Here is a 9,450-nt window from a genome sequence, read left to right as displayed (position 1 = left end):
GGAGAGGGTTAGAGCGGTGCGGTTCCTACTTCAGCCCCAGCAATTTCGCGGCGTTGTCGTGCAGCACCAGCTGCTCCTCCGCCGCCGTCAAACCCAAAGCGCGCACCGCCGCGATGGCCGCCTCGGGCGTGTCGACCGGCCAGTCCGAGCCGAACAGCACATGGTCCATGCCGTGCTGGCGCAGGGTCCAGACCAGCTCCGGCTGCACGGGCGAGCCGGCATAGGCCGGGACGATGGCCGAGATGTCGAGCCAGACATTGCCGCCGTAGCCGAGCTTGCGCATCGTGGCCAAGGTCACGATCTCGCGGAAATGGCTGAAGCCCATGTGCGCGAAGATGAACTGGGTCTTGGGCTGGTAGAACGACAGCATCATCAGCTTGCCGATCTCGTCGCCGTCGGTCGGGCTGTAGCTGTCGAACAGCACGGCCAGGCCCAACTGGCCGCACTTGTCGGTGACCTTGGCCACCGCCGGATCGGCGACGTCGAACTTCTGGGTGTTGGGGTGCAGCTTGATCACCTTGACGCCCAGCTTGGCCAGGCGTTCCAGCTCGACCAGGGCGGCGTCGCCGTCGGCGGGATGCACCGAGGCGATGGGGTAGAAGTGCTGCGGATCGCTGGCGGCGGCGGCGATCACCGCGTCGTTCTGGGCGCGGGTCGCGGCCATGTCGCCCTGGCGGGCGATGACGATCAGGGCGCTGCGCTCGACATGGGCCGCCTGGTCCAGGGCCCGCAGCGGCGCGATCCCCTTGGGATGGCTGGCCAGCAGACCGTCGTCGTCGGTCAGGCGCGGATGGGCGTGGGTGTCGATCACCGGGCCGGCATAGTGGTCGGCCGCCAGGGCCGGCGTGGCGAGGCCCGCGCCCAGCAGCAGCGCCGAAAACGCCGCGATCGTGATCTTTCCCATGCCATCCCTCGTCGTAACCGTGTTCGGTGAAGCTTGGGATATAGGCGTGGGCGCGGCGGAAGATAGGGGGCCGCGCGCCGCGAAGTCCTCCCCCCCTACGGGGGGAGGGTCAGTCGAACACCACCGTCTTGGCGCCGTTGATCAGCACCCGGTGCTCGACGTGCCAGGTCACCGCCCGGGCCAGCACCGTGCATTCGACGTCGCGGCCGAACTCCACCAGGTCGTCGGGCGTGTGGCTGTGGTCGACCCGATGGACGCCCTGCTCGATGATCGGGCCCTCGTCCAGGTCGGTGGTCACGTAGTGGGCCGTGGCGCCGATGATCTTCACGCCGCGCTCGAAGGCCTGGTGGTAGGGCTTGGCGCCCTTGAAGCTGGGCAGGAACGAGTGGTGGATATTGATGCACCGCCCCGACAGCCGCGCGCACAGGGCCGGCGACAGGATCTGCATGTAGCGGGCCAGCACCACCAGGTCGACGTCCAGGTCGTCGACCAGCTTGAGGAAGGCGGCCTCCTGCGCGGCCTTGTTGTCCTTGGTGGTCGGCAGGTGGAAGAACGGGATGCCGCTCCATTCGGTGAACGAGCGCATGTCCTCGTGGTTGGACATCACCCCGACGATCTCGACCGGCAGCAGGCCGGCGCGCCAGCGGTGCAGCAGGTCAAACAGGCAGTGGCCGAACTTGGAGACCGCGATCAGCACCTTGGGCTTCACCGCCGCGTCGTGCAGCGACCAGGTCATCGAGAACCGCTTGGCGATCAGCTCGAAGCCTTGGCGCAGATCTTCGATCGGCGGCATGTCGCCGTCGGGGCGGAACACCGTGCGCATGTAGAACTGGTCGGCCTGGCCGTCGTTGAAATGGCTGCTCTCGACGATCGAGGCGTCGTTGTCGGCCAGAAAGCCGGACACGGCCGCCACCACGCCCTTACGGTCGGGGCACTGCAGGATCAGGATGTAGCGGTCGGCGGCGGCGGGCTGGCTCATGACTTGGGTCGTAATCGACCTTGGTCGCCGACCGCAAGTTCCGTGTGTCTGCGCCTCGTCCCTCCCCCCTGCGGGGAGGGTGGCCCCGAAGGGGTCGGGTGGGGGAGCCGCCGCAATGACTCCCTGCACCGAACCCCACCCGTCGGCTTCGCCGCCACCCTCCCCGCAAGGGGGAGGGAAAGCAGAGAGGGCTAGAACTTCACCGCCAGCGAGACGCTGTAGTTGCGGTCGGGCTGGGTGTAGGCGTCCTTGACGGTCGAGCTGTCGGCCAGGCCGCGGACGTCGCTCCACCAGGCATAGGTCTGGCCGGTGATGTTGAAGACGCCGCCGCGCAGGGTGACGTTGTCGGTCAGGTTCCAGTAGGCGGTCAGGTCGAAGACCGTGAACGCCTTGGGCATCCAGCAATAGTCCGAGCCGGTCAGGGTCGTGGGCGGGGCCGGCGGCGGGTTGACGATCACCTTGCTGCAGCTGACGCCCGCCCGGCTGGCCGACTCGCGGGCCGAATGGACGGCGCTGAGCTGGCCGCCGAACTTGCCGGCCGGGTCGCGGTAGCCGAGGCCGGCGACCAGCTTGACCGGATCGATCGAGGTCAGCGGCGTCTTCCTGCCGTTGGTCTCGGAATTGCCGCGGGCATAGGACGCCGCGCCCTGCAGGGTGAAGCCCGCGCCCAGCTCGACGGCGGCCCGCGCCTCGGTCCCGGTGATCTCGGCCTTGGCCAGGTTGACGTACTGGTAGACCGCCGGGTCGGTGGGGGTGAACGCGCCGCGCACCTGCACCTGCTCGATGAAGTCGTCGTACTTGCCGGTGAAGCCGGTGACGCTGGCGTTCCAGCGCGCCCGGTTCAGGCGAATCCCCAGCTCGAAGGTCTCGCTGGTCTCGGGCTTCAGGTCGGGGTTGGAGATCGACATGTAGTTCGACGCCAGGTTGGCGAAACCGTTGTTGACCTGGGACGGCGAGGGGGCCTTGAAGCCGGCGGCGGCGTTGGCGAAGACCGTAACCAGGTCGGTGGCCTTCCACACCACGCCCAGCTTCGGCGACAGGTGCGAGTCGCTCTGGCTGGCCGGGAGGTTGGCGGTGAACAGGGCGTCCCGCTTGGGCTCCAGCTTGTAATAGTCATAGCGGACCGCCGGGTAGAAGGTCACCGGGCCGAGGGCGATCTCGTCCTGCGCATAGACCCCGGCCAGGGTGTAGTCGGTGGTCGGGAAGGCCCGGGTGGGGAACACCTCGCCGGCCGGCGGGACCGTGCCGTTGCGGATACCCTCCTGGCGGGTGATCGAGGCGTCGCCGCCCCAGACGATCCTGTGCGTCACGCCGCCGAACGCCGCTTCGCTCTTCAGCTCCAGGGCCGCGCCGAACACCTCGTTGTCGAAGCTGGCGTCGCGGGTGCGGTCGACGGCGGTGTTGCGGTCCTCCGCCGAATACTGCCGGGTGGTGCTGTTCTGGTAATAGAGCGTGGTGGTCGCCGAGCGGATCAGGCCCTGGCCGCCGGTGAAGCGGTGGTCGAGGGTGACGCGATCGCGCTTCATCCGGTCGAAAGCGGTCAGGCCCAGCACGCTGGTGGCGGCCAGCGGCGGCTTGGCGATGGCGCTCAGCACCGTCCAGTCGACGTCGCGGTCGAGGTGGTCGTAGGTCAGGCGGAAGCGGTTTTGGTCGCTGAGGTTATAGACCACCCGGGCCAGCACGGCGTTGGAGCTGCTGTCCTCGGGGTTGGCGGTGGTGCGGTCGGTGTTGGCCGCGTCGTTGGTCCCGGCGGTCTTCTGGCCCTCGCCGTCGCGGCGGGTATAGGCGACCAGGCCTTCCCAGCGGCCCTGCTGGCCGGCGGCGACCAGGCTCTCGGTCCAGCTCTCGTCGGCCGAGGCGTAGCCGGCGCGGGCCCGCAGGCTGAAGGCCTTGCCCGCCTTCAGCAGGTCCGACGGGTCCTTGGTGAAGAAGTTGACCGAACCGGCCAGGCCGTCGCTGCCGTACAGGGCCGAGGCCGGGCCGCGCACGATCTCGACCGACTTCAGCAGGTCCAGGTCGACATAGTCGCCGCGCCCCATGTTCTGGGCCCCGAAGGCGTAGCCGTCGGGCACGCGCACGCCGTCCACCAGGATCAGCACGCGGTTGCCCTCCAGGCCGCGGATGTTGAAGCCGGCGTTGCCGTCGCGGCCGGTCGAGGCGCCGGCGGCGGTGAAGCGGGCCGGGGCGCTGCGCACCGAGACGCCGGGCTCGAAGCGCACCAGGTCCTTGATGTCCTTGATCAGTCCGTCCTCGATCTCCTCGCTGGAGATCACGCTGGCCGTCACCGGGGCGTCCTGCAGCTTCTTCTCCGAGCGGGTGGCGGTGACGGTCACCTTGTCGAGTTCGGCGACGGCGTCAGCTGACGTTTCAGCCGCGAAAACGGCCTGGGCGCAGAGCAGGGCGGTGGCCGAGGCGGCGGCGAAGCAGACGAGTTTGGATCGAGACATTCTGGGCCCCCGGGCCGACGCAAATGCGAACCGTTCGCATCTTTCGGCGTCGAGCTACGGCCATCTCCCGTCTCGGTCAAGCTAAATGCAATTGATTCTCAGAATCAAGCGCAATACACAGTGCGGCGACGCTTTCGCACCGACTCCTGGAGACCGCCATGCGCCGCTCGATCCTTGCCGCCACCCTGCTGGCCGGCGTGACCCTCGCCGGGGCGGCCAGCGCCCACTCGCCCTATCTGCTGCCCAGCGCCTTCGACGTCACCGACCGCAAGCTGGTGACCGTGCAGGGCTCGTTCACCGAGAGCTTCTTCAGCCCCGAGGTGGTGATGAAGTCCGACGCCTGGGCGGTGGTCGGGCCCGACGGCGTGCGCCGGCCGCTGACGGCGACCAACCTGCGCGAACTGGCCCTGGTCGAGATCCCGACCGAGGCGGCCGGCACCTATCGGATCACCAGCGGTCAGCGCACCGGCCGCACCGCCAAGGCCGTGCTGGTCAAGGGCGAGTGGGCGTTCCTCGAGGACCCGAGCAAGGCCCCGGCCGGCGCGACCCCGGTCGACATGCAGAGCCTGACCCTGGCCGACGTCTATGTGACGCGAGGCGCGCCAACCGCCGCCGCCCTGGCCCCGATCGGCAAGGGCCTGGAGTTCGTGGCCGTCACCCATCCCAGCAGCATCTTCACCGGCCAGGACGCCAAGTTCGTGGTGCTGTTCGACGGCAAGCCGGTGAAGGGCCAGGCCGTCACCCTGCACGCCGGTGACGACCGCTACGCCGAGACCAAGGCCCCGCCGGTCAACCTGGTCAGCGACGACCAGGGCCGCTTCACGGTCAAGGTCGAGCGCTCGGGCGTCTACCAGATCCAGGCCCGCTACCGCGTCGCCCCGACCCCGCAGGACACCACCGGCCACTCCTACACCTACGCCCTCACCTTCGAATCCCTGCGCTAGTCAGGAAAAGGACCACCATCATGAAGTTCAAGACCGCTCTGCTGGCCGCCGCCCTGGTCAGCGTCGCCGCCCCCGCCTTCGCCGCCTCCCACGCCCGCGACACCTTCATCAAGGAGCAGGACACCGGCGGCGACGGCTCGGTCAGCAAGGAAGAGTTCAAGGCCGGCCGCGAGAAGCAGTTCGCCGGCATCGACGCCGACCGGAACGGCGTGCTGTCCAAGGGCGAATATGTCGGCGAGTTCACCGCTCGCCTGACCAAGCGCCTGGCCGCCTCGACCGACACGCCCGAGAAGAAGGAAGAGGAACGGGTGCGCCAGACGCGCCAGGCCGACGTGCGGTTCGGCGTGCTCGACAGCGACAAGAGCGGCGGCATCACCCCGGCCGAGTTCGAATATTCCGGCTGGCGGATGTTCGTCACCCACGACACCAACAAGGACGGCGCGGTGTCGGCCGCCGATCCGGTGGCGGAGGAGCAGGACTAGGGTTCTCGGTCCCTTATCTGTCATCCCGGGTCTACGCTGCGCTACGCCCGGGATGACAGATAAGAGCAACTATTGAGTTGCGCTTTCGATCCCGCGGAGTCACAAACAGGCAACCGGGAGGTTGCCATCATGTCCGACCGCATCGAAAAGACCATCGACCTGCGCGCGCCCGTCGAGCGCGTCTGGAGCGCCATCACCGACTTCAACGAGTTCGGCCAATGGTTCCGCGTCAAGCTGGACGGACCGTTCGTCGCCGGCCAGCCGTCGAGCGGCCACATCACCTATCCCGGCTACGAGCACGTGGCCTGGCAGGCCCAGGTGGTGACCATGGATCGCCCCAGACTGTTCTCGTTCACCTGGCACCCCTACGGCGTCGATCCCGACGTCGACTATTCCAAGGAGACGCCGACCCTGGTCGAGTTCCGGCTGGAGCCGATCGCCACCGGCACGCGGCTGGTCGTGGTCGAGTCCGGCTTCGACAAGGTGCCCGCCCATCGCCGCGAGGAAGCGTTCCGGATGAACGACGGGGGCTGGGCCGAGCAGGTCAAGAACATCCAGGCCCATGTTGAATCCTGACGTCCAACCAGACCCCGCGCCGATCTTCGCGGCCCTGGGCGACCGCACGCGCCTGTCGCTGCTGATGAAGCTCAGCGACGGCGACGCGCGCTCGATCGCCAAGCTGTCGACCGACACCCTCCTGACCCGCCAGGCCATCACCAAGCACCTGCGGGTGCTGGAAGGCGCCGGCCTGGTGGCCAGCCTGCGGGTCGGCCGGGAAAGCCGCTTCGCCGCCCGCCGCGAGACGATCGACGCGGCGCGCGCCTATCTCGACCGGGTCTCGGGCCACTGGGACGACGCCCTGGCGCGGCTGCGGACCTTCGTGGAGGACGAGCCGGCGGGCTAGGGGGCGGCCTCGATACTTGGGAGGAGCGATTTCACGTCCACGGATATTCTGGCGCCCACACCGCCACCCCCGTTCGTCATCCCCCGCTTTATGCGGGGGACCCAAGCTGGATTGGCCGGGCGTCTGGAGCGGCTAACTGTCCGCACTCCCTAGGGGGCGCCCGCCTCCGCCCCGACCGGCGGCTGGGTGAACGAGGCCGAGGCGGTCAGCACCTCGTCGGGTACGGCCAGCATCTTCAGATAGGCGGCCTTGGGATAGGCCATGTGCGGCATGTCGGGATCATAGGCCGGCTGCGGCGCGGGGCTGGGGCCTTCGTAGGGGGCGGGGGCCTTGAAGCGGGCCGCCTCGTCCGGGGTGATCCCGGCCTTGGCCAGGACGGCGGGGTCGATCCAGCGGGTCGGGTCGATGGGTTCGGCCGGGGCGGCGACCTCCAGCGTCATCTGGTCGGGGCCGGCGAAATAGATCGACCGGCACATGCCGTGGTCGATCGGTCCCAGCACGTTGACGCCGTGGCCGCGGATGCGGTCGCGCATCGCCAGCAGGTCGGCCTCGCTGTCGGCCCGGAACGCAAGGTGCTGCAGCGTGCCCGGCGCGCTGGGCAGGGCGCCGTTGCCGGCATGGGTGACGCCCAGCTGGATCGGGATCTTGTCGACCTCCGGCAGTTGCACGATCGAGAAGTAGCTGTGGTCGTTCATCCGCAGGAAGGCGTGCAGGCCGCCGGGCACGCCGTGCATGTCGAACAGCGCCACCAGCGGGCAGCCCATCACCTCGGAGAAGAAGGCGATGTGCTTCTTGATGTCGCCGGCCATGAAGGCCAGGTGGTGGATGCCGCTGGGATGTTGCGCCATGGCGTTCTCCTAGTTCGGATGGGTCAGGAAGCCGCCCAGCAGGGCGTCGAGGATCATGCGTTCGTGCGCCTCGCGGACGTCCGGCGCGGCGGTGTCGATCCCGAAGGTCGCCCGCATCATCGGGGTCAGGTTGATCAGGCCCGCCCCCGCCGCCTGCAGGGTGATGACCAGCTGGGCGGCCGGGAACGGCTTGAGGTCGCCTGCGTCGATGGCGGCCTGGGCCAGCTGGGCCAGACGGCGGTTGCGCGGGCCGATCAGGTGGGCGTCCAGCCAGTCCAACCGCTCGCCGCCGGCCATGCCCTCCAGGGCGACGATGCGGCCCAGGGCCGGGTGCTTCCAGCTGATGGCCAGGAACAGCCGCATGGCCATGCGCAGCTGGGTCAGGGCCGAGGCGTCGGTCGCCGCCTCCAGCAGGCGCTCCTCCTCGGCGACCACGGCCCGCAGTTGCAGCATCGCCGCCCGCCACAGCTGCGACTTGTCCTGGAAATGGTAGTGCAGGGTGGCCTGGGAGACGCCGGCCGCCGCCGCGATCTCGCCCATCATCACCCGCTCGAACCCCAGCCGCGAGAACAGCTCCAGCGCCGCGTCGCGGATCCGCGCGGCGGTGCGGTCGCCCTTGCGGGCCGGCGGCGAGAGCAGGTCTTGCGACATCGGACTTGACTCCTGGGTCAGGATTTCCTGACTTAGAAATCAGAAATATCAACCGCCCGCAAGTCGGCGGCGACAGGGGAGGGCCTGATGCGCATCGTCCGCGAGCCTTACGGCTATGCCTATGCCGAGATCTCCCGCCTCAAGGAGACCTATGGCGGCCCCGACGGGCAGGTGTTCGTCGAGTGCATGCGCATCCGGCCGGAGACCGGCGAGTCCAGGAGCGTGGTGCTGTTCAGCCATCCGATCGGCGGCGGATCGTTCCTGCCGCTGGTCACCGCCCTGGCCCGGGCCGGGCGGCACGTCGTCTATTGCAACACCCGCTACCGGGGCAACGACACCGCCCTGATCCTTGAGAAGTGCGTCCTCGACCTGGGAGCCTGCGTCGCCGACCTGAAGGCCCGGTTCGGCTACGACAAGGTGATCCTCGGCGGCTGGTCGGGCGGCGGCTCGCTGTCGCTGTTCTACCAGGAGCAGGCCGAGCGCCCGACCCTCACCCACACCCCGGCCGGCGATCCGGTCGACCTGGTCGGCGCGAACCTGCAGCCGGCCGACGGCGTGCTGCTGCTGGCCGCCCATGTCAGCCGCTCGGTGACCATGACCGAATGGATCGACCCCTCGATCCTCGACGAGGACCAGCCCTTCGTGCGCGATCCGGAGCTGAACATCTACGCCGCCGACTGCCCGCACCAGCCGCCCTACAGCGACGCGTTCGTGGCCCGCTTCCGCGACGCCCAGGTCGCCCGCAACCGCCGCATCACCGCCCGCGTCCGCGAGACCCTCGATGCGTTGAAGGCGACGGACCCGGACCTGGAACGGCCGTTCGTCGTTTACGGCACCATGTGCGACGTGCGCTGGACCGACCCGGCCCAGGACCCCTCCGACCGCCGGCCCCATACCTGCTATCTGGGCGACCCGCGCATCGCCAATGACGGGCCGGTGGGCCTGGGCCGCTTCACCACCCTGCGCTCGTGGCTGTCTCAGTGGAGCTATGACGACAGCCGCGCCAACGGCGTGCGCAACGGCGCCAATGTCAGCTGCCCGGCCCTGGTGGTCAGCAACACCGCCGACCTGGCCTGCACGCCCAGCCACGCCCGCCGCCTGTTCGAGGCCCTGGGCTCGGCCGACAAGCGCTACGCGGAGATTCAGGGCGCCGACCACTACTACATCGAGCGCCCGGACCTGCTGCCCCAGGCGACGGCGACAGTGGTGGATTGGCTGGAGGCGCGGGGGTTCTAGGGCGAGGCGGTTCGCACCCCCTGTTGTCATCCCGGCCGTAGGGCCGCGTAGCGGA

Annotated in this window: 10 protein-coding genes; 5 read left to right on the top strand and 5 right to left on the bottom strand. The window is 69.0% G+C overall.

Going from position 1 to position 9,450, the window contains the following annotated elements; all coding sequences use genetic code 11:
* Positions 1–25 precede the first annotated feature (25 nt).
* From PMI01_RS08430 to PMI01_RS08420, 3 genes are all read right to left on the bottom strand, one after another.
* On the bottom strand, positions 26–904 hold the full coding sequence (locus PMI01_RS08430) for an amidohydrolase family protein (RefSeq protein WP_007666769.1): 879 nt from the start codon (positions 902–904) through the stop codon (positions 26–28).
* Positions 905–1,013: 109 nt separating this feature from the next.
* Entirely contained in the window at positions 1,014–1,883 is an 870-nt protein-coding gene (purU, locus tag PMI01_RS08425; RefSeq protein ID WP_007666767.1) for a formyltetrahydrofolate deformylase, read from the bottom strand.
* A 191-nt stretch (positions 1,884–2,074) separates the two neighbouring features.
* On the bottom strand, positions 2,075–4,330 hold the full coding sequence (locus PMI01_RS08420; RefSeq protein WP_007666765.1) for a TonB-dependent hemoglobin/transferrin/lactoferrin family receptor: 2,256 nt from the start codon (positions 4,328–4,330) through the stop codon (positions 2,075–2,077).
* Positions 4,331–4,488: 158 nt separating this feature from the next.
* Between PMI01_RS08420 and PMI01_RS08415 the strand changes: the two genes are divergently transcribed.
* From PMI01_RS08415 to PMI01_RS08400, 4 genes are all read left to right on the top strand, one after another.
* The gene (locus PMI01_RS08415; protein WP_007666764.1) at positions 4,489–5,274 is read left to right on the top strand and encodes a DUF4198 domain-containing protein; all 786 of its coding nucleotides are present in this window, start codon (positions 4,489–4,491) and stop codon (positions 5,272–5,274) included.
* Between the two features lie 20 nt (positions 5,275–5,294).
* Entirely contained in the window at positions 5,295–5,756 is a 462-nt protein-coding gene (locus PMI01_RS08410) for a hypothetical protein (protein ID WP_007666762.1), read from the top strand.
* 129 nt (positions 5,757–5,885) lie between these two features.
* Positions 5,886–6,332, top strand: a complete 447-nt coding sequence (locus PMI01_RS08405; RefSeq protein WP_007666761.1) for an SRPBCC family protein — start codon at positions 5,886–5,888, stop codon at positions 6,330–6,332.
* On the top strand, positions 6,319–6,660 hold the full coding sequence (locus tag PMI01_RS08400; RefSeq protein WP_007666760.1) for an ArsR/SmtB family transcription factor: 342 nt from the start codon (positions 6,319–6,321) through the stop codon (positions 6,658–6,660). Before PMI01_RS08405 ends, PMI01_RS08400 begins: the two co-directional genes overlap by 14 nt.
* Positions 6,661–6,809: 149 nt before the next feature.
* Here PMI01_RS08400 and PMI01_RS08395 read toward each other — a convergent pair whose 3' ends face one another.
* Together PMI01_RS08395 and PMI01_RS08390 are read right to left on the bottom strand one after the other, a co-directional pair.
* A complete protein-coding gene (locus tag PMI01_RS08395; protein WP_007666759.1) occupies positions 6,810–7,508 on the bottom strand; it encodes a VOC family protein in 699 nt (232 codons plus the stop codon).
* A 9-nt stretch (positions 7,509–7,517) separates the two neighbouring features.
* Positions 7,518–8,159: a TetR/AcrR family transcriptional regulator gene (locus PMI01_RS08390; RefSeq protein ID WP_007666758.1), complete on the bottom strand. Its 642-nt coding sequence runs from the start codon at positions 8,157–8,159 to the stop codon at positions 7,518–7,520.
* 87 nt (positions 8,160–8,246) lie between these two features.
* Between PMI01_RS08390 and PMI01_RS08385 the strand changes: the two genes are divergently transcribed.
* Entirely contained in the window at positions 8,247–9,395 is a 1,149-nt protein-coding gene (locus PMI01_RS08385; protein WP_007666757.1) for an alpha/beta hydrolase family protein, read from the top strand.
* Positions 9,396–9,450 lie beyond the last annotated feature (55 nt).

This window comes from Caulobacter sp. AP07, from assembly GCF_000281955.1.
Taxonomy (GTDB): Bacteria; Pseudomonadota; Alphaproteobacteria; order Caulobacterales; family Caulobacteraceae; genus Caulobacter.
This window is presented reverse-complemented; position numbering and strand designations above follow the sequence as displayed.

Excerpts from the sequence above, each read along its gene's own strand:
- PMI01_RS08410 (WP_007666762.1), top strand. The coding sequence starts at position 5,295 with ATGAAGTTCAAGACCGCTCTGCTGGCCGCCGCCCTGGTCAGCGTCGCC.
- PMI01_RS08400 (WP_007666760.1), top strand. The coding sequence starts at position 6,319 with ATGTTGAATCCTGACGTCCAACCAGACCCCGCGCCGATCTTCGCGGCC.
- PMI01_RS08385 (WP_007666757.1), top strand. The coding sequence starts at position 8,247 with ATGCGCATCGTCCGCGAGCCTTACGGCTATGCCTATGCCGAGATCTCC.
- PMI01_RS08430 (WP_007666769.1), bottom strand. The coding sequence starts at position 904 with ATGGGAAAGATCACGATCGCGGCGTTTTCGGCGCTGCTGCTGGGCGCG.
- PMI01_RS08415 (WP_007666764.1), top strand. The coding sequence starts at position 4,489 with ATGCGCCGCTCGATCCTTGCCGCCACCCTGCTGGCCGGCGTGACCCTC.
- purU (WP_007666767.1), bottom strand. The coding sequence starts at position 1,883 with ATGAGCCAGCCCGCCGCCGCCGACCGCTACATCCTGATCCTGCAGTGC.
- PMI01_RS08395 (WP_007666759.1), bottom strand. The coding sequence starts at position 7,508 with ATGGCGCAACATCCCAGCGGCATCCACCACCTGGCCTTCATGGCCGGC.
- PMI01_RS08420 (WP_007666765.1), bottom strand. The coding sequence starts at position 4,330 with ATGTCTCGATCCAAACTCGTCTGCTTCGCCGCCGCCTCGGCCACCGCC.
- PMI01_RS08390 (WP_007666758.1), bottom strand. The coding sequence starts at position 8,159 with ATGTCGCAAGACCTGCTCTCGCCGCCGGCCCGCAAGGGCGACCGCACC.
- PMI01_RS08405 (WP_007666761.1), top strand. The coding sequence starts at position 5,886 with ATGTCCGACCGCATCGAAAAGACCATCGACCTGCGCGCGCCCGTCGAG.